The organism is Mesorhizobium sp. M0998 (genome assembly GCF_040318885.1).
In the GTDB taxonomy this organism is placed as follows: domain Bacteria; phylum Pseudomonadota; class Alphaproteobacteria; order Rhizobiales; family Rhizobiaceae; genus Mesorhizobium.
In genome coordinates this window covers 1-24,026 of the sequence record NZ_JAMYND010000011.1, presented here as the reverse complement: position 1 = coordinate 24,026, position 24,026 = coordinate 1, and the positions used below count along the sequence as shown (strand labels likewise).

Below are 24,026 nucleotides of genomic sequence, written 5' to 3'. Positions count from 1 at the left end.
TAGGCGTGCGGCGTGACAGGCATACAAAATATAAAAATGGCGGTGGATCGCTCCACCGCCATTCATTGCTCGTCGATAGGTTCAGGCCGCGCGGCGCTTGCGGTCGGGTGTCACCGCCTCGTCGGCAAGCAGCCTCACGGCGGCTGCGAGGCCGAGTGATTCCTGGTCACGCGACCCGAGACGACGGATATTGACCGTTTCTTCCTCGGCCTCGCGCTTGCCGCAGACGAGGATGACCGGCACCTTGGCCAGCGAATGCTCGCGGACCTTGTAGTTGATCTTCTCGTTGCGCAGATCGGCTTCGGCGATCAGCCCCGCCGCCTTCAGCTGCGCAACGACCTTCTGGGCGTAATCGTCGGCATCGGAAGTGATCGTCGCAACCACCACCTGCAGCGGCGCGAACCAGAGCGGGAAATGGCCGGAATAATTCTCGATCAGGATGCCGAGAAACCGCTCCATCGAGCCGCAGATGGCGCGATGCACCATCACCGGCTGCTTCTTTTCCGAATCCGAGCCGATGTAGAAGGCGCCGAACCGTTCAGGCAGGTTGAAATCAACCTGCGTGGTGCCGCATTGCCAGTCGCGGCCGATGGCGTCCTTCAGCACATATTCGAACTTCGGCCCGTAGAACGTGCCCTCGCCCGGATTGACGCCCGTCTTGATCCGGTTGCCCGACCGCGCCGCGATCTTGTCGAGCACGTCCTGCAGCACGCCCTCGGCATGATCCCACATTGCGTCGGTGCCGACCCGTTTTTCGGGGCGGGTCGCCAGCTTGACGGTGATTTCGTCGAAGCCGAAATCGGCATAGGTCGAGAGGATCAGATCGTTGATCTTGAGGCACTCGTCGGCGAGCTGTTCCTCGGTGCAGAAGATGTGCGCATCATCCTGGGTAAAGCCGCGCACGCGCATCAGCCCGTGCAGCGCGCCGGACGGCTCATAGCGATGCACATTGCCGAATTCCGCAAGTTTTACCGGCAGATCGCGGTAGGATTTCAGCCCGTGCTTGAAGATTTGGACGTGACCGGGGCAGTTCATCGGCTTCAGCGCAAACACCCGGTCGTCGTCGGTGTCGTCGCCAGCAACGGTCACCTTGAACATGTTGTCCCGGTACCAGCCCCAGTGGCCTGACGTCTCCCACAGGCTCTTGTCGAGCACCTGCGGCGCGTTGACTTCCTGATAACCCTGCTCGTCGAGGCGGCGACGCATGTAATTGACCAGGTTCTGGAACATCCTCCAGCCCTTGGCGTGCCAGAAGACGACCCCGGGGCCCTCCTCCTGGAAGTGGAACAGGTCCATCTCACGGCCGAGCTTCCTGTGGTCGCGCTTCTCGGCCTCCTCCAGCATCGTCTGATAGGCTTCGAGCTGCGCCTGATCGGCCCAGGCCGTGCCGTAGATGCGGGTCAGCATCGGATTGTTGCTGTCGCCGCGCCAATAGGCGCCGGCGACCTTCATCAGCTTGAAGGCGCTGCCGATCTGGCCGGTCGCGGCCATATGCGGGCCGCGGCAGAGGTCGAACCAGTCGCCCTGTGCATAGATCTTGAGATCCTGGTCCTCGGCGATGGCGTCGATCAACTCGAGCTTGTAGCGCTCGCCCTTGTCGGCAAAGATCCTTTTCGCCTTTTCGCGCGACCAGACCTCCTTGGTGAACGGCTTGTTGCGTGCAATGATCTCGCGCATCTTCTTCTCGATCACCGGGAAATCGTCGGGCGTGAACGGCTCGTTGCGGGCAAAATCGTAGTAGAACCCGTTTTCGATCACCGGCCCGATGGTCACCTGCGTTCCCGGCCAAAGTTCCTGCACGGCTTCGGCCAGCACATGGGCTGCATCGTGGCGGATGAGCTCCAGCGCACGCGGGTCCTCGCGGGTGATGATCTCGACTTTGCCCGATCTGCCGATCGGGTCGGAAAGATCGCGCAGCGTGCCGTCGATCGAATAGGCAACGGCCTTCTTGGCCAGCGACTTCGAGATCGATTCCGCCAGGCCGGCGCCGGTCATCGCCGCGTCGTAATCGCGAACGGAACCATCGGGAAATGTCAGGGAAACGGAATTCAGCATAAGATTCTCCTATCCAGTCCCGCAAACGAGCGCGGGTGGTGAAATGCATGTCGCCCAAGACTGCTTAGCGGTTTTGGGGCTACGAGATGCATCAGTAAGAGCCGGATGCGTCCGGCGGCGAGCGGTCTTTTATGGGCAGTTTTCGGCGCCGTAAAGTCGGATGTAGGTCACCTGAGGAGATTCGGCAGATCTTTCAGGAACATCGCCCGCGTCTTGAGTCCCTTTGGCGTGTCGGAACGTTTCGTATCGACTACCAGGCGGGCAAAGACGATCTTGCGAGCATCGGTCTGCGCCCAGCCGACAAACCAGCCAAGCGAGCGCTTGTCGGCGCTGTCGCCGAGCCTGGTCGTTCCGGTCTTGCCCTGCACCGTCCAGCCGCCTGCCCGGAAGGTCGGGACAATCGCGCTGGTCATCGCATGGGCCTTGTCCGAAACCGGCAGTTTTCGCGCCAGCAGCTTGCGCAGGAAATCGACCTGCTCGACCGGCGATATCTTGAGCGAAGAATTCACCCAGGAATGGGTGAGGCCGTCATTCTTGCCGGCAGTGCCGGAGACTTCGGTGTTGCCATAGTCCAATCTGGACACATAGCCGGCAAACTGTTTGCTGCCGAGCCGGCGCGTAATCTCGCGTGAGGACCAAAGGACCGAATCCCTTTCCCAGATCGTCGGGTCGACGGTCTTGCGGTCCCGTTTCGGGGCATTGAACTCCGCCTTGTACTCCCAGCTTGGCGTATGCTCGTCGCTCAGGATTCCAGCATCATAGCCGATCAGCGCCAGCGGAACCTTGAATGTCGAGGCGGGGCTGAAGCGCTGATCACAGGTCCCTTGGCGATACAGCGTCTCGCCGCTTGCGGCGTCGACGATCAGCGTGCATTCGACGTCCCCGAGCGGCGCCGATTGCGCACGGATCGGAAAACCCATCAGCCACGCCAGGACGTAGAGAACCACGGCGAAAATGAAGGGACGACGATCTATCCGGCGCATTTGGTAATCTCTCCTGAAGGGTGTCAGGAGCGGCTTAGCGAGGTGTCTTGTCTCGATTTTGTCTCAAATGCGCTATGTCAGCGCAAGCTGCGGTTAACCCTACCAGATCGTAAAAAGCAACCCCTCTGTGCACCGCACAGTTGCGGTCAACTGTCCAGGTCGCCACGTTTTTTCCCGATCCGCCAGTACCGCCATGGCGTGAACCAGAGGTAGCGATCAGCCAGTGCCTCAGGCACCCGGTCGATGCCGTGCGTGCCGAACGGTCCGCAGCGCAGCACCCGGAAAAACCCCATCCAGCCGCCGGCCCACAGCCCGTGGCGGGCGATCGCTTCGTACGCGTATTCGGAACAGGTCGGCAGATGCCGGCAGGAATTGCCGACGAAGCCGGACAGCGTCAGCTGGTAAAGTCGGACAAGCGACGTGCCGAAGACGCGGCCCGGCGTCTTGCGCCACGGGCCGGACCAGTTGCGTCCTTGTCGAATCGGCCTGGCGCCGTGCGCATGCCGATGTTGGCCGACCACCGCAGTCTCCACATCGCGTTTCCCTACGCGATAGATGTGCGCATCGGGCCAGGAACGCAATGCCGTTCCGGCAATCCCGTCATGGCCTGGTAGGGCGAACCGGATAGCGGTCGGCCGTCGGCCTTCGGCATACGGCGACGCTGGTCGGCGGCCTCTCCTCGCACCAATCCCTATGCGGTTTCTCGTCGTACCATTGAAACGTCGCGATCCGCATCACATCGCCCAGAATGTTGAGAAACTGGATCATGGCGGCACTCCTTAAGCACCGATTAGAGCGCCGCTGGCCTTGCTCTTCAAACGAGTATAACGTCAACGTCAGATAACTCTGAGTTATGCAAATGAAGCGCGGACACCTCCCCCTGACGGCTCTGAGAAGCTTCGAAGCAGCCGGTCGTCACCTGAGCTTCAGCCGTGCGGCCGAGGAGCTTTATGTTTCGCAGGCGGCGATCAGCCGACAGATCCGCGAGCTCGAAACCTTCCTGCGCCAACCTTTGTTCTTCCGCCATCATCGCCGCGTCGAGTTGACCGACACCGGCCAGCGGCTGCTCGACCAGTTGGTCAGAAGTTTCGAGGGCATCGACAGGCTGCTTTCGGAATTGACGGCGGCCCCGACGCAGTCCGTGGTGCGTGTCAGCGTCGAGCCATCGCTTGCATCCGTATGGCTGGTGCCGCGGCTCAACCGCTTTCGCGAGTTGCGACCCGACATCGACGTTTCCCTTGAGGTCGACCCGAGATTGATAGAGTTTCGCAGCGATCAGCCCGAACTTGCCCTGCGTTTCAGTGCGCACGCCACCTCATGGCCACGCAGCGAAGCCGAACAGCTTGCCGCGGTCGTCGATTCCCCAGTTCTGTCGCCGGCACTTCTTGCATCCGGCCCAGCTCTGGAAAAGCCGATCGACCTTGGTCGCTATACGTTGCTGCACGAAGAAAACCGTCAGGCTTGGGCACGCTGGTTCGAAGCGGCGGGCGTGACGGCTGATGCCGTGCCTGCGCGCGGTCCGATGCTGGCCGATGCTTCGCTTTCGAAGCAGGCAGCCTTGCTTGGACATGGTGTCGCGTTGGGCGATCTTTTGCAGATCGGCGAAGAACTTGCGTCCGGCGCGCTGATCAAGCCTTTCGACATCGACGTCGCGTCGGGCGCCTATTGGCTAGTAGCCAGAAGGCTGAATGACCTTTCCGAACCAGCCAGGGCTTTTGCCGACTGGGTCCGGGCGGAATTCGCCGAAAGCCGGCGTTTTCTCGCCAAGGTTTAAGCCGCCTCTTCCGCCCGCTTCTTCTCGATCTGGCCGATGGCGTCGACCACTGCGTCGAAGGTCAGCATGGTCGAGGCGTGGCGCGCCTTGTAGTCGCGCACCGGTTCCAGGTATTTCAGGTCGGCGAAGCGGCCTTCGGGCGGCGGGCCGTTTTCCTTCAGCATCTTCAGCATCGTCTCGCGCACGCTGCGCAATTCTTCGGCGCTGGCGCCGACGACATGCTGCGCCATGATCGACGACGACGCCTGGCCAAGCGCACAGGCCTTCACGTCATGCGCGAAATCGCTGACGACGCCATCATCCATCTTCAGATCGACGGTCACCGTCGAGCCGCACAGCTTGGAATGTGCTCGTGCGGTTGCGTCGGGCCGGTCGAGCCGGCCGATCCGTGCGATGTTTCCGGCAAAACCCAGAATTTTCGCATTGTAGACATCGTCGATCATATTTTTCCAATCCGTCGCCGCCCAGCGAACAGTCATTGCCGCTCTGGCGTCTTCCTTTCGCTCGGCACGAACATATATAATGGCGGTAGTCGGGTATCGACAAGGCGACCACAAACCTCGTCATACCCAATTCTGTTCACGCCACTTACGGGCTGGAAACCGGGCGAGTTTCTGACACCCGAAAGGTCGTGGTCCGTTCAACTCGTTCCTCCTGAGAGAGGAACTACGGGAGACGCCTTTATGGACGCCGTTATCAAGAAACTCATGCCGCGGTCTGCCTATATGGAAAAGCCGGTCACCGACCGGCCGAGCGAGGCCGAAGTCGAAGCCGCTGTGCGCACCTTGTTGCGCTGGACCGGCGACAACCCTGACCGCGAGGGCCTGATCGACACGCCGAAGCGCGTCACCAAGGCGTTCAGCGAAATGTTCAACGGTTATGATATGTGCCCAGCCGAGGAACTTGGCCGCACCTTTGAGGAAGTTGCCGGCTATGACGACCTCGTTCTCGTCAAGGACATATCCTTCCACTCGCATTGCGAGCATCACATGGTGCCGATCATCGGCAAGGCGCATGTCGGCTATCTGCCTGACGGCAAGGTTGTCGGCCTGTCCAAGATAGCCCGTGTCGTCGACATCTTCGCCCATCGCTTGCAGACCCAGGAAGCGATGACCGCGCAGATTGCCGGCGTCATCCAGGACGTGCTCAATCCGCGCGGTGTGGCCGTTATGCTTGAGGCCGAGCATATGTGCATGGCCATGCGCGGCATCCGCAAGCAGGGCTCCACCACGCTGACCTCAACCTTCACCGGCGTCTTCAAGGACACACCCGAAGAGCAGGTCCGCTTCGTCACCATGGTGCGCGGCGGCAGGATCTGATCGGCCTGCCGGCTTCGCTAGATAAGGACCGGCGAATGTCGGCATTGGAATTCCCGAAAGCTCCAACAGACAAGAAGGCACTCGAGGAAGGCGCGGTCCTTTCACCGCGCTTCGATGCTGCCGGCCTCGTCACTGTCGTGGTCACCGATGCCGAAGACGGCGTGCTGCTGATGGTCGCGCATATGAATGCCGAGGCGCTGGCGCTGACGCTCGAGACCGGCATCGCGCACTACTGGTCGCGTTCGCGCAACGCGCTGTGGAAGAAGGGCGAAACCTCGGGCAATGTCCAGCAGGTCGTCGAGATGCTCACGGATTGTGACCAGGACGCGATATGGTTGCGCGTCAAAATGCTGGGTCACCAAGCAACTTGTCACACCGGCCGACGTTCATGCTTTTATCGGACGGTGGGGCTGAGCGATGGCAAAGGGACGCTTGCCAGCGACGGCAGCAAGCCGCTGTTCGATGCGGAAAAAACCTATCGAAAGCCCAATACACCATCAATATGAACCATTCGCAGCACTTCAGCCACGTATATTCATGATTTCGATACGGCCCGCCTATAGGATGACCGTGGGACAAGGGAGATTGTGATGCTCGACTGGGCGTCATTGCGCAACAGACCTGACGTTCGGGAGGCCAATGGCCTCTCCTCGGCCGCGGGCGCATCCGAAACCAAATCTCCGGGCAAAACTGGGATTTCGCTGGCATTGGGTGGCGGCTGTGCGCGCGGCTGGGCGCATATCGGCGTGCTGCGCGCGCTTGATGAAGCCGGCATCGAAGTGTCGATGATCGCCGGCACCTCGATCGGCGCGCTGGTCGGCGGCTGCTATGTTGCCGGCAAGCTCGACGAGTTGGAAGAATTCGCGCGCAGCCTGACCAGGCGGCGCATTTTTGGCCTTCTCGATCTCAATCTACGCGGCAGCGGCCTGTTCGGTGGCATGAAGCTCGATGCGCGGCTGCGCGAGCACATAGCCGGCATCCGCTTCGAGGACCTGCCAAAACCATTCGTCTGCGTCGCTTCGGAAATCCGCACCGGCCATGAGATCTGGCTGTCGAGCGGCTCGTTGAGCACCGCAATGCGCGCCTCCTACGCGCTGCCCGGCGTGTTCGAGCCGGTCGCCTGCAATGGGCGTGTGCTGGTTGATGGCGCACTGGTCAATCCGGTGCCGGTCTCGGTCTGCCGTGCCTACGAGCAGCCGCTCGTGGTTGCGGTGAACCTTCACTACGATCTGTTCGGCCGCGCCGCGGTGATCAAGCACAATGCCGGCGAGCTGGTCATCGAGAAAGACGCGCCGAGGGCCGGCCACGCCGATCCCGAACGCCAGTCGCGCGAGACGCGGCTCGGCATTACCGGCGTCATGGTCGAGGCCTTCAACATCATCCAGGACCGCATTTCGCGCGCCAGGCTGGCCGGCGACCCGCCGGACATATCGCTGCAGCCGAAGCTCAGCCATATCGGCCTGACCGAATTCCACCGCGCCGACGAAGCGATCCGTATCGGCTACCAGGCAACGATGGCGCAGATCGGCGACCTGACCCGGCTGCAGACCGTCCTCGCTTAGGCAGGGCGGCAGCGAGCTCTCAGGCAAGCGCCGCGTCGACGATGCGGAACTGCACCGTGCGGTTGCCGTTCCAGTGGTTGCCCGACAGCGAGCCGGCGACATGCACCGGCTTACCCCTGTTCTTGAACAGGAATTCGCCAAGAGCCGTGTCGACCGCGCGAAAGGCGATCGCCTGGATGCGGCCGCCGCTTTCCGACTGCAGGTCGGCGCGGATGTGGTTGCTGCCGACCGCCCGCGCATCGACAAGCCGGTGGCGCGGCAGCGCGAACACCGGCGCAACATGCCCGGCGCCGAACGGCCCTGCCCTCTCAAGCGCATCGAGCAGCGCAAGCGTCGCGCCCTCGGCGGCAAGCGCGCCGTCGATCGCCAGGCTCTCCTCGCCTTGCAGGCGGAACACATCCACCGCCGCGCGCTCTTCGAAGAAAGCCCTGAGTTCGCCGAGCTTCGCCCGCTCGACAGTGATGCCGGCCGCCATTCCGTGGCCGCCGCCCTTGACGATAAGCCCGGCATCGGCAGCCTCGCGCACCAGCCGGCCGAGGTCGAAGCCCGACACCGAACGGCCTGACCCCGTACCGACACCATTGGCGTTGAAGGCGATGGCAAAGGCCGGCCGTCTTGCATGGTCCTTGAGCCGCGAGGCAAGCAGGCCGACAATGCCAGGATGCCAGTTGCTGCTGGCTGTCACCACGATGGCCGGACCATTGCCGCCGGCAAGCTCGGCATCGGCCTCTGAGCGCGCGGCGGCCAGCATCTCCTGCTCCATCGACTGCCGTTCCTGGTTGAGCCGATCCAGCGTCTCGGCGATGGTGCGGGCCTCGAGCGGGTCGTCGGTTGCAAGCAGGCGGCTGCCAAGTGCTGCGTCGCCGATGCGCCCGCCGGCGTTGATGCGCGGACCGATCAGAAAGGCCAGATGGAACGTGCTGATCGGCTCGCCTATACGCGAGACCCGCGCCAACGCCGCCAGCCCTTCGTTTCTCTGCTGCCGCGCCACCTGCAGCCCCTTGACCACGAAGGCGCGGTTGACGCCGGTGAGCGGCACCACGTCGCAGACTGTGCCCAGCGCCACTAGGTCGAGCAGGCCAAGCAGGTCCGGCGGTGCGGCATCCGGCAAGCGGCCGCGCAGGATCTTCGCGGTCTGCACCAGGCAAAGGAAGACGACGCCGGCGGCACAAAGATGACCTTGGCCGGAAAGGTCGTCCTCGCGATTTGGGTTGACGACCGCAGCCGCCGCCGGCAGCGGCCCGCCGACCTGATGGTGATCGAGCACCACGACGTCGGCGCCGGCGGCCTTTGCGGCGTCGATGGAAGCAGCACTGTTGGTGCCACAATCGACGGTGACGATCAGCGTCGCGCCGCGCGAGACGAGTTCGCGCATCGCTTCCGGATTGGGGCCGTAACCCTCGAAGATGCGGTCCGGTATGTAGATCTCCGACGCCACCGAGAAATATGCGAGAAAGCGCTTGAGCAGCGCCGACGAGGCGGCGCCGTCGACATCGTAGTCGCCAAAGATCGCCACTTTTTCCCTGGCCATCACCGCCTGGGCGATGCGAGCGGCGGCCCTGTCCATGTCGGTCAGCGATGCCGGGTCGGGCAGCAGATTGCGGATGGTCGGATCCAGAAACCGCTCGGTCTGCTCGGCGGTGACACCACGCCCGGCCAGCACACGTGCCACGATGTCAGGCACGCCATACCCTTGCGCGATGGCGAGCGCGGCCATGTCCTGACGCTCGGTCAGCCGGTGTTCCCAGGAAACGCCGGTGGCCGACTGCCTGACATCGAGGAAAAAGCGTCTTTCCCCCGTCACGTGACGCGCCGTCTGCAATTTGTCATTGCGCACAATATGCAACGGCTAACTGAGTCGAAATCAAAACTTTTCCAGATCCTGATGCCTGGCTTTGATTTCGCGCACGGTCCGCGATGACGAGCGCAGCACGATCGTGTGCGTGGTGATGAAATTGCGGCCGAACTTGACGCCGGCCAGCATATTGCCGTCGGTAACGCCGGTCGCGGCAAACAGCACGTCGCCGCGTGCCATGTCTTGCGTGTGGTAGATCCGTTTAGGGTCGGAGATGCCCATCTTGGCGGCGCGCGCCAGCTTTTCCGGCGTATCGAGGATCAACCTGCCCTGCATCTGGCCGCCGGTGCAGCGCAAGGCGGCAGCTGCGAGCACGCCTTCGGGCGCGCCTCCGGTGCCGAGATAAATGTCGATGCCGGTTTCGTCCGGGTCGGTGGTGTGGATGACCCCGGCGACATCACCGTCGCCGATCAGACGGATCGCGGCTCCGGTCGCCCGCACGGCTTCGATCAACGCGCCATGGCGTGGCCGGTCGAGAATACAGGCGGTGATCTCCGCCACCGGCACGCCCTTGGCCCTGGCGAGGCTGGCGATGTTTTCGGCCGGCGAGGCATCGATGTCGATGATGCCGTCGGCATAACCCGGACCGATCGCGATCTTGTCCATATAGACGTCCGGCGCGAACAAAAGGCTGCCTTTTTCGGCAATGGCGATAACGGCCAGTGCGTTGGGCAGGTTCTTGGCGCAGATCGTCGTGCCTTCGAGCGGATCAAGCGCGATGTCGACAGCCGGGCCTTGGCCGGTACCGACCTCCTCGCCGATATAAAGCATCGGCGCCTCGTCGCGCTCGCCTTCGCCGATCACCACCGTGCCGTTGATCGCAAGACGGTTGAGCTCCTGCCGCATGGCATCGACCGCGACCTGGTCGGCGGCTTTCTCGTCGCCGCGTCCGCGCAATCTGGCGGCCGCGACCGCGGCGCGTTCGGTGACGCGCACCAATTCCATGGTCAGTATCCGGTCGAGGCCGGCGACAATGTTCTGGGCCACATTCATCGATGGACAATCCTCGTTGGCAGTTTAGCCTCCCGCCAGAGACGCGCTTCTTGTGTCAAAGCCCCGTGACAACAGCAAGACCTGCGTTGGACCTTTTTGAAAGCGCAGCAATATCAATCGATTAAACGCAAAATGTGAGACTGCTATCCGGCCCGCTCGATGCGGATGACTTGCGGCTTGTCGGTCAGAAGGCTGTCCCTGGTGATGCCGTCGACGGCCTTGCGCACCGCCGCCTCGGTCGTCTCGTGGGTCACCAGGATGACCGTCTTCTGTGCCTCGGTTTCCGGCCCGGCGGCATGCTGGACAATCGATTCCAGCGAAATGTCGTTGTCGGCCATGCGCTTGGCTATTGCCGCGAAGACGCCGAGGCGGTCGTGCACGGTCAGCCGGATGAAATAGCCGCCGGCATGGCTGCGCATCTGCGCCTTCTTGTAAGGCTTCAATTCCTTTGCCGGCCGGCCGAAGACCGGACCATGCTGGAAGCCAGGCCGGCTCTTGGCGATGTCGGCAATGTCGCCGATCACCGCCGACGCGGTGGCGTTGCCGCCGGCGCCAGGGCCCGAAAGCAGCAATTCGCCGAGGATGTCGGTTTCTATCGCCACCGCGTTGGTGACGCCGTGTACCTGCGCGATGACCGAGGCCGTCGGCACCATGGTCGGGTGCACGCGCTGCTCGATGCCGCTTTCGGTGCGTTGGGCGACGCCAAGCAGCTTGATCCGGTAGCCGAGATCGCCGGCCGCGCGGATGTCGGCCTGGCTGATGTTGGAGATGCCTTCCATATAGATATCGTTGGCGGCGATCCTCGTGCCGAAGGCAAGGCTGGTCAGGATCGACAGCTTGTGCGCGGTGTCGTGGCCCTCGATGTCGAAGGTCGGGTCGGCTTCGGCATAGCCCAGCCGTTGCGCATCCTTCAGGCAGGCATCAAAGGACAGGCCCTCGGCTTCCATGCGCGTCAAAATATAATTGCAGGTACCGTTGAGGATGCCGAAAACGCGGGTCACCGAATTGCCGGCCATCGCCTCGCGCATCGTCTTGATGACCGGAATGCCGCCGGCCACCGCCGCCTCGTAATTGAGCAGCACGCCTTTCCTCTCGGCGATCTCGGCCAATGCCACCCCGTGCTTGGCAAGCAGTGCCTTGTTGGCGGTGACGACGTGGCGGCCGGCCTCGAGCGCCGCTTTGACGGACGAGCGTGACGGGCCTTCGTCGCCGCCAATCAGCTCGACGAAGACATCGATCTCGGCGGTCTGCGCCATCTTGACGGCGTCGTCGAACCACTGTGCTGTGCCAAGATCAACGCCGCGGTCGCGTTTGGGATCGCGGGCCGAAACCGCCGACACGACGATGTCGCGCCCGCACTGCCGCGTCAGTTCGGCCGCCTTGTCGCGTAGCACGCGGGCCACCGACGCACCGACGGTGCCGAGCCCGGCAATTCCAACACGCAACGCTTCAGCCATGTCCGGCGACGCCCCATTCAGTCGGTTGATGTGTAGAAAATCAGCGATGCGCGGCGAGCGGCACGACATTGTTTGGCTGCTTGGCGCTGGACGTCAGGAAGCGCTTGATGTTGCGCGCCGCTTGCCGGATCCGGTGCTCGTTTTCGACCAGCGCGATGCGCACGTGATCGTCGCCATGCTCGCCGAAGCCGACGCCCGGCGCCACCGCGACGTCGGCGTGCTCGATCAGGAGCTTGGAGAATTCAAGCGAGCCAAGGTGCTTGAACGGCTCCGGGATCGGCGCCCAGGCGAACATCGATGCCGCCGGTGCGGGAATGGTCCAGCCGGCGCGGCTGAAAGCGTCGACCATGACATCGCGGCGTTTGCGGTAGACGTCGCGCACTTCCGCGATGTCGGCGCCATCGCCGTTGAGTGCATGCGCCGCCGCCACCTGGATCGGCGTGAAGGCGCCGTAGTCGAGATAGGATTTCACTCGCGTCAGCGCCGAGATCAGCCGTTCATTGCCGACCGCAAAACCCATGCGCCAACCCGGCATCGAAAAGGTCTTCGACATCGAGGTGAACTCGACGGCGACGTCTATGGCGCCCGGCACCTGCAGCACCGAAGGCGGCGGATTGCCGTCGAAATAGATCTCCGAATAGGCAAGATCCGACAGGATGATGATGTCGTTCTTCCTCGCGAAGGCCACCACCTCCTTGTAGAAATCGAGCGAAGCGACCAGTGCCGTCGGATTGGACGGATAATTGAGGATCAGTGCCAGCGGCTTCGGGATCGAATGGCGGATGCCGCGCTCCAGGGCCGGGATGAAGCCGTCGTCCGGCTCGACCTGCAGCGAGCGGATGACGCCGCCCGACATGATGAAGCCGAACGCATGGATCGGATAGGTCGGATTAGGGCAAAGGATCACGTCGCCGGGGGCGGTGATCGCCTGCGCCATATTGGCGAAGCCCTCCTTCGAGCCGAGCGTCGCCACCACCTGGCTGTCCGGGTCGAGCTTCACACCGAAGCGGCGGGCATAGTAGTTGGCCTGGGCACGACGCAGGCCCGGAATGCCGCGCGACGACGAATAGCGGTGCGTGCGCGGATCGCGTACCACCTCGCAGAGTTTGTCGACGATGGCCTTGGGCGTCGGCAGGTCCGGATTGCCCATGCCAAGGTCGATGATGTCGGCGCCGCGCGAACGGGCGCTGGCCTTCAGCCGGTTGACCTGTTCGAAGACATAGGGCGGAAGCCGGCGGACCTTGTGAAATTCTTCCATGGCAGTTCCAGACAGTGAGGTTGCGGTCGCGCGTATAAGCTTATTTGCAACTAGGGTCGAGAGCGGGGTCGCATTTGCCTTCGATCTGCTTCAGCGCCTCGGCGCCGTGTTTTTTTGCCAGCTGGTCCAGCGCTGCCTGGTCCGCAACCTTGACGCCGCCGCCCTTGGCGGCCTGGCTCTGTTCCTCGGCCTTCAGTTGGGCGAGCTTGGCGTTCTTTTCCTCGTCGGTGAATTGTTCGGCCGCCACCTGCGGCCGGATGTTCAGGTTCGGATAGGAACCGGTGTCCTTCGCGCCGACAAGGCCGGTGGCGGGCGCCGCACCTTCCATGTTGCTGCTCGTGCAACCGGCCATCGCCAACAGGACGAGCGCCATGCGGCAAAAACGACCAGTGCCGGAAAAAACGTTCTTGCCAATATTAATCGTCATATTGTTTTCCTGGCGGCCGGGTTAGAGCACATTGGACCCTGTTCGATATCCCATGGTAATATGTCAACAAAACGCTTCGGGAGGAACCCCGCGAACCATGGCCAAAACACCCGATTCGGGCAAAGCGGAAGATGACCAACCTTCGACCGTCGAGCAATATCTGGTGAAGGACCCGGAACGCTTCGCGCTGAACATGGCTCGCATGATCGAGCAGGCCGGCAAGGCCGCCTCGGCATGGGCCGAGCCGCGGGAAAAAGGCGAGGTGCGCGATCATGTCGCTGAGCCGGTCGTCGACATGGTGAAGACGTTCTCCAAGCTCACCGAGTACTGGCTCTCCGACCCGCAGCGCGCGCTGGAGGCGCAAACGCGGCTGTTTTCCGGCTACATGACCGTCTGGGCCAACGCCGTCCAGCGCATCGGCGCCGGCGCCGAGGACGCCGAGGACGCGGTCAAGCCCGAGCGCGGTGACAAGCGTTTCCAGGACCCGGAATGGGGCCGCAACGCCTTCTTCGATTTCCTCAAACAGGCGTATCTGGTCACCTCGCGCTGGGCGGCCGAACTGGTCGAGCACGCCGATGGCCTGGACGAGCACACCCGCCACAAGGCCGGCTTTTATGTCAAGCAGGTGTCCAATGCCATCTCGCCGTCGAATTTCATCCTGACCAATCCGGAATTGTTTCGCGAGACTGTCGCCTCCAACGGCGAAAACCTGGTGCGCGGCATGAAGATGCTTGCCGAGGACATCGCCGCGGGCAAGGGTGACCTGAAGCTGCGGCAGGCAGATTATTCGCCCTTCGAGATCGGCAAGAATCTCGCCGCCACCCCGGGTAAGGTGGTCGGCCGCAGCGACGTCGCCGAAATCCTGCAATACGAACCGACTACCGACACCGTGCTCAAGCGGCCGCTGCTGATCTGCCCGCCATGGATCAACAAATACTACATCCTCGACCTCAACCCGCAAAAATCCTTCATTCGCTGGGCAGTCGAGCAAGGCCACACCGTCTTCATCATCTCCTGGATCAACCCGGACGAGCGGCACGGCGCCAAGAGCTGGGAGGCCTATATCAGGGAGGGCCTGCAATACGGCCTCGACACGATCGAGAAGGCCACCGGCGAAAGGCAAGTCAACGCCATCGGCTATTGCGTCGGCGGCACGCTGTTGGCGGCAGCGCTGGCCTTGATGGCGCAGGAAGGCGACCACCGCATCAAATCGGCGACCTTCTTCACCACCCAGGTCGATTTCACCTATGCCGGCGATCTAAAAGTGTTCGTCGACGAGGAGCAGGTCGCGGCCGTCGAAAAGGCGATGAACGAGAAAGGCTATCTCGACGGCACCAAGATGGCGACCGCCTTCAACATGCTGCGCTCGGGCGACCTGATCTGGCCCTATGTCGTCAACAACTACATGCGCGGCAAGGATCCCCTGCCCTTCGACCTGCTCTACTGGAATGCCGATTCGACCCGCATGGGCGCTGCCAACCATTCTTTCTATTTGCGCAATTGCTATCTCGAGAACAGGCTTTCGCAAGGCATGATGGAACTGGCGGGCCGCACGGTTTCGCTGAAGGACGTTACCATGCCGGTCTACAACCTCGCCTCTAAGGAGGACCATATCGCGCCGGCGCTGTCGGTCTTCCTCGGCTCGAAATATTTCGGCGGCGAGGTCGATTACGTCATGGCCGGCTCCGGCCACATCGCCGGGGTCGTCAATCCGCCGGCGGCGCAGAAATATCACTACTGGACCGGCGGCAAGCCGGCCGGCGACTTCGACCAGTGGCTCGCCGGGGCCACCGACCATCCCGGTTCCTGGTGGCCGCACTGGCAACGCTGGATCGAAGCCAAGGACAATACCCGCGTACCGGCCCGCAAACCGGGCGAGCATATGCAAGTTCTAGGCGAAGCCCCCGGCACCTATGTCAAGGTGCGCGTGTAACCATCTGTAATGTGTGGTGAGTTGACGCGCCGCCAAAAGCGGGCGAAATGGTGCCGTCAACCCTGAGCAGCCTTGATTCATCCTCTAGCCGCCAAATTACTTTGAGGCTTGCAGATTTGACACAGGTCTCGTTTCCGGTTCGGGGAACAAGGGTCATTTCGACGAGACGTTTCGACGCCGCGCCAATGACGAACCGGTCGGATATCGAGGGGGAATTTTGTTTTGAGATCAGCAGGATCGCGCCTCGCGAAGGGAGAAAGCCGCGCCATTGTGGCGGCGCTTTTCTCGGTGCTCCTGGCGTCCTGCACCTCGGCCGGCGACCCGACCATGTCGGTCGGCATGCCAGGCTATAATACCTCGGCTACCGAAATCAGCACGGCCGCCGGTGCGCCCCAGGCCAGCACGGCCGCATCATCGTCGCAGATGACAAGCACACAAATGACGATGAATGCCGACGGCGACGCCAACCTTCCCGAGCAGGTCGCCTATGTGCCGGTGGCCAAGCCAGGGGCCAAGCTCGACGCCGGCTTCCCGATCGCCGTTCCCACGGCAGCCGAGACGATCGCGGGACACACGCCGCAACCGCTGCAACCAAACGCCCAGACGGCTGAACAGGCCGTGGCGCAGAACAGTGCTGATGCATCGAAGCCCGACGCCAAGGCCGCCGAGCCGGCGATGAACAACCCGGTCTATGTGACCGCCGGCGAGATGCCGCAGCCACAGGCCTACGCACCGAAGAAAAACTTCCTGGCCTCACTGTTCAGCGCCACGCCTGCTTCGGCGGCACCTTCTTCGCCGGCCAACAGCAGATCGGGCGGGCAGCCAACGGTCATGCAGGCCAAGGCGACGCCTGCGGCAAAACCCACCGTCACCCTGGCTTCGGCCGATCCGGCTGAAAAGCCGGTGCAGCTGGTGTCGACGGGCGATACCAGCCACTTCACGGCCGATGCGCTGCCCGGCGTGCGACAGACGGCGCTGTTCGAGATCAAGCGCAAATCCGGCCTCGACGATGAGAGTGACGTCGATCTCAACGAAGACGAAGGTTCGGGTGGCGCCTACCAGGTCGCCTCCGCCGCCGGCCTTGCCCGGCTGGCGCCCAACGGCCTCCTGAAACAGAACGAAAGCGTCGATGTCGCCTGCTTGAAGCCGTCGCTGGTTCGCGTGCTGAAGACGATCGAAGGCCACTACGGCCGCAAGATGACGGTCACCTCCGGCTATCGCGATCCGGCCCGCAACCGCCGCGCCAACGGCGCCAAGAATTCGCTGCACATGTACTGCGCTGCCGCCGATATCCAGGTCCCCGGCGTCTCGAAGTGGGAACTGGCGAGCTACATCCGCACCATGCCGGGCCGCGGCGGCGTCGGCACCTACTGCCACACCGAATCCGTCCATGTCGATGTCGGCCCCGAGCGCGACTGGAACTGGCGCTGCCGCAGGCGCGGCTAGGTTCTTTCCGGCGCCGCGACGCCCCTTCCCCGGCGACGTTGTACTTTGCCGCAACCAGCTTCGCCGGCAAAAACACGCGGTTTGGAGCCAAAGGAAAAAAGTTGTCGCAGCCGGCGGCAGACGGGTTGCCGGTTTGTCGTGACGCAACTATAAGCGCTCACATCTGAGCGCGCCCATCGTCTAGCGGTCAGGACACCGCCCTTTCACGGCGGTAACAGGGGTTCGATTCCCCTTGGGCGTACCAGCATTTCAACTTGGCATATGTCTATCGCCAGCGTGATGCTGCGCCAGCTCTGCTGGACCCGCCACTCTGATAGGGGTGTCGGCAAGAAGAGGCGAAGACGACTGAGGACTTCGTCGAAGGCTGTCTAAGCCCGCAGTCCCCTCGCCTCGCCGCCGCGCTTGCGCGGAACCATCATGTCCCTGGCAAGCAGGCCGCTCACCCGGCAAAAGGCCATGAAGGCCCGCCATGCGTCTTCGGTCTCGACGATGTCCACCGTGGCGCCAAAACAGGCATTGAACGCGGCCTGGTAGGTTGGTCCCTTCCGGCGAACCGGCCATGTTTGCAGGAAATCGAGCGCCTGCTCGACACTGTAGATTTCCTCGACCGGCTGGCCGGGCACAGGCGCGATCCGCACCGGCACCTCGAATTGCAGTCTGTCCATTCGATCTCTCCCGAACTGACACCCCCGCAGCAACGCCGTTCGTCGCAAAAAATTGCCGTGGCGGCTTAATGCTTGGGCCGCTTCTCGCCTAGAAATGTGTCGTCACTACGGTGGTCAATGAACCCAGCGAAGTATGGGCCGCTAGAGGCAAGGAGAATGCCCCCAGGCGTGAATATCGCCGGTCTTCGGCCCGTCGCCGGCAGTTCGTCCTTGAACCTTGCGCTTTCCAGTGCCAAATCTGGGAAGGTTTCTCTCGCCGAGGCTCATCCAGCCCCGCATCCCTGCAAGACGGATAAAATGGTCACCTATCTCGACGCCGCCACGGCACCGCTCAGAAACACCGGCCAGATCCGTCTTTACGACGAGGAAGGTTTTGTCGGCATGCGCAAGGCTTGCGATCTCACCGCGCGCTGCCTCGACGAACTGGTACCGATTGTGGCGCCCGGCGTCACCACCGAAGCGATTGATCGCTTCGTCTTCGAGTTCGGGATGGACCATGGCGCGCTTCCGGCGACGCTCAACTACCGTGGCTATACGAAATCATCCTGCACCTCGATCAACCACGTCGTCTGTCACGGCATACCCGACAACAAGCCGTTGAAGGATGGCGACATCGTCAATATCGACGTCACCTATATCCTCGACGGCTGGCATGGCGACTCCTCGCGCATGTATCCGGTGGGCACGATCAAGCGTGCCGCGGAGCGGCTGCTCGAAGTCACGTATGAGTGCCTGATGCGCGGCATCGCGGCAATCAAGCCGGGCGCCCGAACCGGCGCCATCGGCGCCGCCATCCAGACCTATGCCGAAGCCGAGCGTTGCTCGGTGGTGCGCGATTTCTGCGGCCACGGGGTTGGCCGGCTGTTTCACGACGCGCCGAATATCCTGCATTACGGCAGCGCCAGCGAAGGCGTCGAGATGCGGCCGGGCATGATCTTCACCGTCGAGCCGATGATCAATCTCGGCCGGCCGCATGTGAAAGTGCTGTCGGACGGCTGGACCGCGGTGACGCGCGACCGTTCGCTGTCGGCGCAGTACGAGCACACGATCGGCGTCACCGAGACCGGCTGCGAGATCTTCACGCTGTCGCCAAAAAACCTCGACCGCCCCGGCCTGCGGGCCTAGTGTCTGGCAGATCGGGCGTTACCTTGCCCGGCAAATGCTGGGTGGGGCAGCCATGAACGGCAACGACGACGAGCGGGCCTTCTTTCCCGAAAGGCCAGTGCGATCCCACGCGAAGGCGGTGGCCGCCGACAAGCCGCATTATCTCGGCCATCGCGACCGCCTGCGCGAGCGCTTCGCCGCCGGTGCCAACACCCTCCCCGACTACGAACTGCTCGAGCTTCTTTTGTTCCGGCTGATCCCGCGCGCCGACACCAAGCCGGTCGCCAAGGCATTGCTGGCACGCTTCGGTACATTGGCCGAGGTCCTCGGTGCGTCCGTCGAGCGCCTGCAGGAGGTGAAGGGCATCGGCCCGGCGGTGGCGCTCGACCTCAAGGTGGTTGCGGCAACGGCGCAGCGCATGGCGCGCGGCGAGATCGCCGGCCGCGAGCTGTTGTCGACCTGGACGCAGGTTCTCGAATACTGCCGGTCGGTGATGGCCTTCGAGGAGCGCGAGCAGTTCCGCATCCTGTTCCTCGACAAGAAAAACGCGCTGATCGCCGACGAAGTCCAGCAGGTCGGCACCGTCGACCACACACCGGTCTATCCGCGCGAGGTGGTCAGGCGCGCCTTGGAGCTCTCCGCCACGGCGATCATTCTGGCGCATAACCATCCGTCGGGAGACCCGACGCCGTCGCGCGCCGACATCGAGATGACCAAGCTGATCATCGAGACGGCCAAACCGCTTGGTATTGCCGTTCACGACCACATCATCATCGGCAGGAAAGGCCACTCCAGCATGAAGGGGCTGCTGCTGATCTGAGGTTTGGCGTTGTTTTCAGCTTTGTCCGCTGTACGCCTATGTACCGCAACGTGAAGGCGGTCGGCTCGATAAATTCTGGCGCCGAGGCTCAGCTGGCCGTGCGCAGGCGTCGCGATCGGACAAAGGTCTTAAGTCCCTCGGAATCGAACGCGTGGCCGAAGGCATAACCCTGCAATATGTCGCAGCCCAGGCCCTTAAGTAGCCGTGCATGCTGCATCGTCTCGACGCCTTCCGCCACGACCTCGATACCCAGCGACTTGCCGATTTCAATGATCGACGAGACAACCTGCCTTCTCTGCGGCGATTTGACGATTGGGGTGACCAGCTGCCGATCTATCTTCAGCCGGCGCGGCTGCAACTTCAGCAAACTGACCATTGAAGCGTAACCGGTACCAAAATCGTCTATTTCGATGTCAATCCCCAGTTCTTTTATCTGCTCGATGTTCCACGTGACAAGGTCGTCGTTCTCGTCCAGGAAAATCGACTCAACAAGCTCAAACGAAACTGTTCCCTTCTTGATATTTTGCTCTCGCAGGCTCTTGATGAGCTCCTCATCCTGAAGGCGCCTGGCCGAGACATTGACCGACACCCGCGGAATGTGAAGTTTTGCAGCGGACCACGCTTCGAAATCCGAAAGCGATTGCTTCAATATGGCTTGGTCGATGATCGAGACAACGTTCAGTTCTTCTGCAATCCTCAGGAAGACGTCGGGCGCCAAAATACCCTTTATTGGATGTTTCCACCTCGCCAGCGCCTCAACCCCAACGATTTCGAGCGTCTTTGCGTCAAATTGGGGCTGGTAGAACGGGATGAACTCGTTGCGCTCGAGGCCGCCGAGAATTTCGTCGGCAATCCGCTTGGTATCGACGATTTCGCTTTGCATCGCGTCGGTGAAGAATTCGTATCGATTGCGCCCCCGCCCCTTTGCTCGGTAAAGCGCGATATCGGCGTTCACCAGCAGGTGTTTGGCTTCGACATCTTTTCCGTTATCGACAGCGATTCCCACGCTGACACCAAAACGGCATCGATGACCCTGATAGTAGACCGGTTCGCGCATCTGGCTGATGACGCGGTCGGCGAGCAGCGCCAGCTGCTTGGTATCGTCGCGCACCACGCACAGAACGATGAATTCGTCTCCCCCGATACGGGCGACGAATCCCTCGTCGCCGACCTTCGACCTGAGCACGGTTGACGCGTGAACCAACATCGCGTCACCGGCGGCGTGGCCCAGCGTATCGTTGATGTGCTTGAACCGATCCAGATCTATGTGAAGCAGTGCCGCGTGCCCGCCTGAGTGCCTGGCGTTTGCCGCGTAATGTTCCAGTACCTGGTCGAGGTAACGCCGGTTGGGCAAGCCGGTCAGCGAATCATGAAGCGCGATGTGCTCTATGCGCGCTTTGGCTGACTCGAGTTCTGCATTTTTCGACTCGGACAGCTGTTTTGCACGAACCAGATCCTTGTTCAGCAGGACGTCGGCAGTCACGTCCCATTCCGCGCCGATCATTTTTGGGGTGTCGTTTGCGACCCGGTAAACGATCGCCTTGGACCGGACATGACGGATCTCGCCATCCTGACGCACAATCCGGTACTCCGACAAATATGGTCGTCCGCTGGCCACCGCCCTGTCGAAGTCCGCGTTGGCGCCAGCCAAATCATCTGGGTGGATTGCTCCCGCCCAGTCTGGATAGCCCCGGTGCTCGCCGGTTGGTTTGCCATATATTTCGTTGACGCGATCATCCCACGTAAGCTCGTTGGTCGCGAGATCGTGTTCCCAAACCCCAATAGCCGAAGCTTCCAGGGCGAGTTCCAAGCGTCGTGACAATCGACGCAATTCCGCATAATTGCGCTGTCTTTCGCCAATCAGGCGGCCTGTGACCAGGAAAGGGAACACAACCAAGGCTCCGGCCGTCGCCATGATAGCGCGCAACAACCATGCGTTGCTTGGCGTCGAAGGCCAGCCATTTTTGGGAATGGCCGCGATTTGCCACGAACCGGACGGGAGCACAACGTCGGCTGTCACCGGATCGCTTTTGCTGATCCGCTCACTACCGTAGAATTGGTCTCCATTTTGGCCGAGAGCGTCCCTGCCGATCAGCGCTATGTCAATCCCGAGATCGTCGTCAAGCAGCCCGCTCGCCCGATAAAGACGCTGCACGTCGACAACGGCGGAAATGATGCCCCAGAACCTTTCCGTATTGCCCGCGCTCCGCACGAAAACCGGAAAGCGGCCGATGAAGCCTTGTCCTCCCTGCTTCAGCTCGACGGGGCCGGCAAGCACCAGCTTGCGTTCGTCTCGCGCCCTTAGCGCAGCCGCACGCTGTCGTTCGTTCTTGCGGTAGTCCAGGCCCATCGCCTGCTCGTTACCCTCCATCGGGTACATCAGGGAAACGACCAGATCGGGCGCGCCGGCAATATTGTTCAATTGCGAGTCGGCGCCAAACAGATTGCTCGCGAGTGAGGCGAAGCGTTGCTGTCCCATATAGGGCTCGGTCACGACCGCGGAGACCAATCCACGCACGAGTTGAAGGTTTCCGTTGATATTGCCTTCGAGCTTGGCGCGGATGAGGTTGACCTTGGTCAGCACGTCCGAACGGACGGCCTGGTCCGAGACGACTTTGTTCTGGTGCTCCGCGAACGCAGCGCTGATAAGTATGACGACAAGCGCGATCGCCGCCGGAATATTTGCCGACGAAAAGACGACCTCCTTGATGCCGCCGAACCTAGCGCGGAAAAAAGCCAATAGGCGATTCCTCAAGTGCCATTTCAGGTTTTCGGGTCGACCCGATGAGGAACATTAGCTTTCAATGTTTAATTTGACCTTCACGCTCCTTAGAGCTTTTGCACTTCCGACCGTTGCTGATATTGCAGGCCCGAGCGGTTGGAGCCAGCTGCCGACTTCCACTGCCATGGTCCCACTGATTGAGATGCGCTGGCGCCGGCGATCCAGCGTCTGTCGACCATTCGCGAGGAGATCTGCTCATCTCAAGGCGCTCGTCTGTGGAAGCGGACCGAGAGAGAGGCCGGCTAGACCTGGCTTGCTCGGAAGATCGAGGAGCGCGAGCGATTGCACAAGTCGACGCTCCGACCCGGGTACTCTGGAGCGTTGACCTGGACTAGTGCCCCTCAATCGCCTTGGGAGACACAAGGTATGGTATCTTGCCGACGCTGCGCTTCGTCGCGCCAATGGAATAAGCCATCGGTATCTTGGGAGAGTTCTCCGGCAAGCCGTACATATCCTTGCCGGCCCGCACGGCAAATGAAAAGTGCTGCCACGAAACCGTGTCATGCTCATTGAGAAAATCGAGCGTCAGACCAGCTGAAATCAGCGCATTCACCACGTCACTGATCGGGTGGATCCATTCATAATAGCGAGGATGCTTCAAGATGCGATCATCGCCGGTGTAGGTCAGTTCCTCGTTCCAGGCGAGCGGCCGAGCTATCGGCGTTCGCCAGTCGTGCTTCAATTCCAGGGCCGCGGCCTTTCGATCGCACTGAAACAGCAATGGATGGCCCTCGGCCATGTAGAGGCGGCCGCCGGGGCGCAGAAGATCGGCAACCACCCGCGCCCAACGGAACACGTCGTCCAGCCAGTTTACCGAACCCCAGGTAACGTAAGCGATATCAAAGGTCCGGCCGAGCGCTTCCACCGCCTCGAACAGTGGCGCTTCCACGAAGCGCACTTCGGTGCCTGCCTTCGCAGCAAAATCCCGCGCTGCCACGATCGCCGTCGGTGAAAAGTCGAGCCCGGTCACGCTGCCTGCGCCGAGATTCTTCAGGCTGATCGTGTCAAGACCGATGTGACACTGCAGGTGGACGATATCCTTGCCGGCGATATCGCCGAGCTCGCGTGTTTCCAGCTCATAGAGATTGGATCCGCCGGCCAGCACATTCTCGATGTGGTAGCTGCCCGTCGTGTCGGTCGAGTGCAGTTCGGCCCGATCATCCCAATTAAGGCGGTTCGCGCCCAGAAAGCGTTCCAAATTCCCCCACCCCTGACCGACGCATGGTAAACAAGTCGTTAAAGCACCTTTGCAGCGAAAGTAGCGCGCGTCAATCCGGACCGGGCGGCAGTGCGCCGCCGCTCGCGAAAGCATCAGCCCCGGGAAGGCTTGCTGCTGATCACAGGCTTCTGGCGCGATCGCCGCGCCCGGCGACAAGACCCCGCAGGCGCTCCCGGACTCCGCCGTCGTGGTCTGTATGTGGATCAGTCGGTTCCTCAGCCCGGCACAGCCACCATCGCGATATTTCTGGAGAGCTCGTTTGTGGGGGCAACTGCGTCTGCCGTGCCGCTCGTGAGTGCTCGGTAGAGTGCCAGATAATCGCTGCACATGCGCTCGACCGTGAACCGCTTCTCGAACGTCTGCCGCACTCGTGC

Annotated in this window: 21 protein-coding genes and 1 tRNA gene; 9 read left to right on the top strand and 13 right to left on the bottom strand. The window is 62.0% G+C overall.

Going from position 1 to position 24,026, the window contains the following annotated elements; translation table 11 throughout:
* Window positions 1-81: 81 nt before the first annotated feature.
* The 4 genes from thrS to NKH59_RS12725 all read right to left on the bottom strand — a co-directional run bounded on the left by thrS (window position 82) and on the right by NKH59_RS12725 (window position 3,806).
* Complete coding sequence (gene thrS / locus NKH59_RS12740) at window positions 82-2,055, bottom strand: threonine--tRNA ligase (protein ID WP_352540661.1); 1,974 nt, start codon at window positions 2,053-2,055, stop codon at window positions 82-84.
* A 167-nt stretch (window positions 2,056-2,222) separates the two neighbouring features.
* Window positions 2,223-3,038, bottom strand: coding sequence for a class D beta-lactamase (blaOXA, locus tag NKH59_RS12735; RefSeq protein ID WP_352540662.1), 816 nt, complete (start codon window positions 3,036-3,038; stop codon window positions 2,223-2,225).
* Window positions 3,039-3,184: 146 nt separating this feature from the next.
* On the bottom strand, window positions 3,185-3,559 hold the full coding sequence (gene yidD / locus NKH59_RS12730; protein WP_352451412.1) for a membrane protein insertion efficiency factor YidD: 375 nt from the start codon (window positions 3,557-3,559) through the stop codon (window positions 3,185-3,187).
* Between the two features lie 79 nt (window positions 3,560-3,638).
* Entirely contained in the window at window positions 3,639-3,806 is a 168-nt protein-coding gene (locus NKH59_RS12725; protein WP_352540663.1) for a hypothetical protein, read from the bottom strand.
* 91 nt (window positions 3,807-3,897) lie between these two features.
* On the opposite strand from NKH59_RS12725, the gene NKH59_RS12720 reads away from it, so the two are divergent.
* A complete protein-coding gene (locus NKH59_RS12720; RefSeq protein WP_352500847.1) occupies window positions 3,898-4,812 on the top strand; it encodes a LysR substrate-binding domain-containing protein in 915 nt (304 codons plus the stop codon).
* On the opposite strand, the gene NKH59_RS12715 is transcribed toward NKH59_RS12720, so the two are convergent.
* Window positions 4,809-5,255, bottom strand: coding sequence for an iron-sulfur cluster assembly scaffold protein (locus NKH59_RS12715; protein WP_023678879.1), 447 nt, complete (start codon window positions 5,253-5,255; stop codon window positions 4,809-4,811). The genes NKH59_RS12720 and NKH59_RS12715 overlap by 4 nt on opposite strands.
* Before the next feature lie 240 nt (window positions 5,256-5,495).
* Here NKH59_RS12715 and folE point away from each other — a divergent pair, with 240 nt between their 5' ends.
* From folE to NKH59_RS12700, 3 genes are all read left to right on the top strand, one after another.
* Entirely contained in the window at window positions 5,496-6,131 is a 636-nt protein-coding gene (gene folE / locus NKH59_RS12710; protein WP_352466975.1) for a GTP cyclohydrolase I FolE, read from the top strand.
* A 35-nt stretch (window positions 6,132-6,166) separates the two neighbouring features.
* On the top strand, window positions 6,167-6,637 hold the full coding sequence (hisI, locus tag NKH59_RS12705) for a phosphoribosyl-AMP cyclohydrolase (RefSeq protein WP_352540664.1): 471 nt from the start codon (window positions 6,167-6,169) through the stop codon (window positions 6,635-6,637).
* An 84-nt stretch (window positions 6,638-6,721) separates the two neighbouring features.
* Window positions 6,722-7,693 (top strand): patatin family protein, encoded by a 972-nt coding sequence (locus NKH59_RS12700; protein WP_023678882.1) that lies wholly within the window; start codon window positions 6,722-6,724, stop codon window positions 7,691-7,693.
* Between the two features lie 19 nt (window positions 7,694-7,712).
* Here the strand turns inward: NKH59_RS12700 and recJ are convergent, their stop codons facing one another.
* From recJ to NKH59_RS12675, 5 genes are all read right to left on the bottom strand, one after another.
* Complete coding sequence (gene recJ, locus NKH59_RS12695; RefSeq protein WP_352540665.1) at window positions 7,713-9,497, bottom strand: single-stranded-DNA-specific exonuclease RecJ; 1,785 nt, start codon at window positions 9,495-9,497, stop codon at window positions 7,713-7,715.
* 60 nt (window positions 9,498-9,557) lie between these two features.
* A complete protein-coding gene (gene glpX, locus NKH59_RS12690; RefSeq protein ID WP_352540666.1) occupies window positions 9,558-10,541 on the bottom strand; it encodes a class II fructose-bisphosphatase in 984 nt (327 codons plus the stop codon).
* Window positions 10,542-10,684: 143 nt separating this feature from the next.
* Window positions 10,685-11,998 carry a homoserine dehydrogenase gene (locus NKH59_RS12685; protein ID WP_352500850.1) on the bottom strand — a complete coding sequence of 438 codons (1,314 nt, stop codon included), beginning with the start codon at window positions 11,996-11,998 and terminating at the stop codon, window positions 10,685-10,687.
* Between the two features lie 40 nt (window positions 11,999-12,038).
* Complete coding sequence (locus NKH59_RS12680) at window positions 12,039-13,256, bottom strand: LL-diaminopimelate aminotransferase (RefSeq protein ID WP_352451361.1); 1,218 nt, start codon at window positions 13,254-13,256, stop codon at window positions 12,039-12,041.
* 40 nt (window positions 13,257-13,296) lie between these two features.
* On the bottom strand, window positions 13,297-13,683 hold the full coding sequence (locus NKH59_RS12675) for a hypothetical protein (protein WP_352540667.1): 387 nt from the start codon (window positions 13,681-13,683) through the stop codon (window positions 13,297-13,299).
* A 97-nt stretch (window positions 13,684-13,780) separates the two neighbouring features.
* Here NKH59_RS12675 and phaC point away from each other — a divergent pair, with 97 nt between their 5' ends.
* The 3 genes from phaC to NKH59_RS12660 all read left to right on the top strand — a co-directional run bounded on the left by phaC (window position 13,781) and on the right by NKH59_RS12660 (window position 17,306).
* Window positions 13,781-15,616 (top strand): class I poly(R)-hydroxyalkanoic acid synthase, encoded by a 1,836-nt coding sequence (gene phaC, locus NKH59_RS12670; RefSeq protein ID WP_352540668.1) that lies wholly within the window; start codon window positions 13,781-13,783, stop codon window positions 15,614-15,616.
* Window positions 15,617-15,943: 327 nt separating this feature from the next.
* Window positions 15,944-17,062, top strand: coding sequence for a YcbK family protein (locus NKH59_RS12665; RefSeq protein ID WP_352540675.1), 1,119 nt, complete (start codon window positions 15,944-15,946; stop codon window positions 17,060-17,062).
* A gap of 169 nt (window positions 17,063-17,231) precedes the next feature.
* Window positions 17,232-17,306: transfer RNA gene (locus NKH59_RS12660), tRNA-Glu, on the top strand.
* A 124-nt stretch (window positions 17,307-17,430) separates the two neighbouring features.
* Here NKH59_RS12660 and NKH59_RS12655 read toward each other — a convergent pair.
* Window positions 17,431-17,727 carry a DUF982 domain-containing protein gene (locus NKH59_RS12655; protein WP_023678889.1) on the bottom strand — a complete coding sequence of 99 codons (297 nt, stop codon included), beginning with the start codon at window positions 17,725-17,727 and terminating at the stop codon, window positions 17,431-17,433.
* Window positions 17,728-18,024: 297 nt separating this feature from the next.
* On the opposite strand from NKH59_RS12655, the gene map reads away from it, so the two are divergent.
* Both map and radC read left to right on the top strand, forming a co-directional pair.
* Window positions 18,025-18,852, top strand: coding sequence for a type I methionyl aminopeptidase (gene map, locus NKH59_RS12650; RefSeq protein WP_352451363.1), 828 nt, complete (start codon window positions 18,025-18,027; stop codon window positions 18,850-18,852).
* 52 nt (window positions 18,853-18,904) lie between these two features.
* Window positions 18,905-19,651: a RadC family protein gene (gene radC / locus NKH59_RS12645; protein ID WP_352540669.1), complete on the top strand. Its 747-nt coding sequence runs from the start codon at window positions 18,905-18,907 to the stop codon at window positions 19,649-19,651.
* A gap of 88 nt (window positions 19,652-19,739) precedes the next feature.
* Here radC and NKH59_RS12640 read toward each other — a convergent pair whose 3' ends face one another.
* Both NKH59_RS12640 and NKH59_RS12635 read right to left on the bottom strand, forming a co-directional pair.
* Window positions 19,740-22,319, bottom strand: coding sequence for a bifunctional diguanylate cyclase/phosphodiesterase (locus NKH59_RS12640; protein ID WP_352540676.1), 2,580 nt, complete (start codon window positions 22,317-22,319; stop codon window positions 19,740-19,742).
* 445 nt (window positions 22,320-22,764) lie between these two features.
* Window positions 22,765-23,808, bottom strand: a complete 1,044-nt coding sequence (locus tag NKH59_RS12635) for a class I SAM-dependent methyltransferase (protein WP_353022134.1) — start codon at window positions 23,806-23,808, stop codon at window positions 22,765-22,767.
* Between the last annotated feature and the right edge of the window lie 218 nt (window positions 23,809-24,026).

What these genes read in the sequence shown, in the direction of transcription:
- thrS (WP_352540661.1), bottom strand. Translation starts at nt 2,055, where the DNA reads ATGCTGAATTCCGTTTCCCTGACATTTCCCGATGGTTCCGTTCGCGAT.
- blaOXA (WP_352540662.1), bottom strand. Translation starts at nt 3,038, where the DNA reads ATGCGCCGGATAGATCGTCGTCCCTTCATTTTCGCCGTGGTTCTCTAC.
- NKH59_RS12725 (WP_352540663.1), bottom strand. Translation starts at nt 3,806, where the DNA reads ATGATCCAGTTTCTCAACATTCTGGGCGATGTGATGCGGATCGCGACG.
- NKH59_RS12720 (WP_352500847.1), top strand. Translation starts at nt 3,898, where the DNA reads ATGAAGCGCGGACACCTCCCCCTGACGGCTCTGAGAAGCTTCGAAGCA.
- NKH59_RS12715 (WP_023678879.1), bottom strand. Translation starts at nt 5,255, where the DNA reads ATGATCGACGATGTCTACAATGCGAAAATTCTGGGTTTTGCCGGAAAC.
- folE (WP_352466975.1), top strand. Translation starts at nt 5,496, where the DNA reads ATGGACGCCGTTATCAAGAAACTCATGCCGCGGTCTGCCTATATGGAA.
- hisI (WP_352540664.1), top strand. Translation starts at nt 6,167, where the DNA reads ATGTCGGCATTGGAATTCCCGAAAGCTCCAACAGACAAGAAGGCACTC.
- NKH59_RS12700 (WP_023678882.1), top strand. Translation starts at nt 6,722, where the DNA reads ATGCTCGACTGGGCGTCATTGCGCAACAGACCTGACGTTCGGGAGGCC.
- glpX (WP_352540666.1), bottom strand. Translation starts at nt 10,541, where the DNA reads ATGAATGTGGCCCAGAACATTGTCGCCGGCCTCGACCGGATACTGACC.
- NKH59_RS12685 (WP_352500850.1), bottom strand. Translation starts at nt 11,998, where the DNA reads ATGGCTGAAGCGTTGCGTGTTGGAATTGCCGGGCTCGGCACCGTCGGT.
- NKH59_RS12680 (WP_352451361.1), bottom strand. Translation starts at nt 13,256, where the DNA reads ATGGAAGAATTTCACAAGGTCCGCCGGCTTCCGCCCTATGTCTTCGAA.
- NKH59_RS12675 (WP_352540667.1), bottom strand. Translation starts at nt 13,683, where the DNA reads ATGACGATTAATATTGGCAAGAACGTTTTTTCCGGCACTGGTCGTTTT.
- phaC (WP_352540668.1), top strand. Translation starts at nt 13,781, where the DNA reads ATGGCCAAAACACCCGATTCGGGCAAAGCGGAAGATGACCAACCTTCG.
- NKH59_RS12665 (WP_352540675.1), top strand. Translation starts at nt 15,944, where the DNA reads ATGTCGGTCGGCATGCCAGGCTATAATACCTCGGCTACCGAAATCAGC.
- NKH59_RS12655 (WP_023678889.1), bottom strand. Translation starts at nt 17,727, where the DNA reads ATGGACAGACTGCAATTCGAGGTGCCGGTGCGGATCGCGCCTGTGCCC.
- map (WP_352451363.1), top strand. Translation starts at nt 18,025, where the DNA reads ATGGTCACCTATCTCGACGCCGCCACGGCACCGCTCAGAAACACCGGC.
- radC (WP_352540669.1), top strand. Translation starts at nt 18,905, where the DNA reads ATGAACGGCAACGACGACGAGCGGGCCTTCTTTCCCGAAAGGCCAGTG.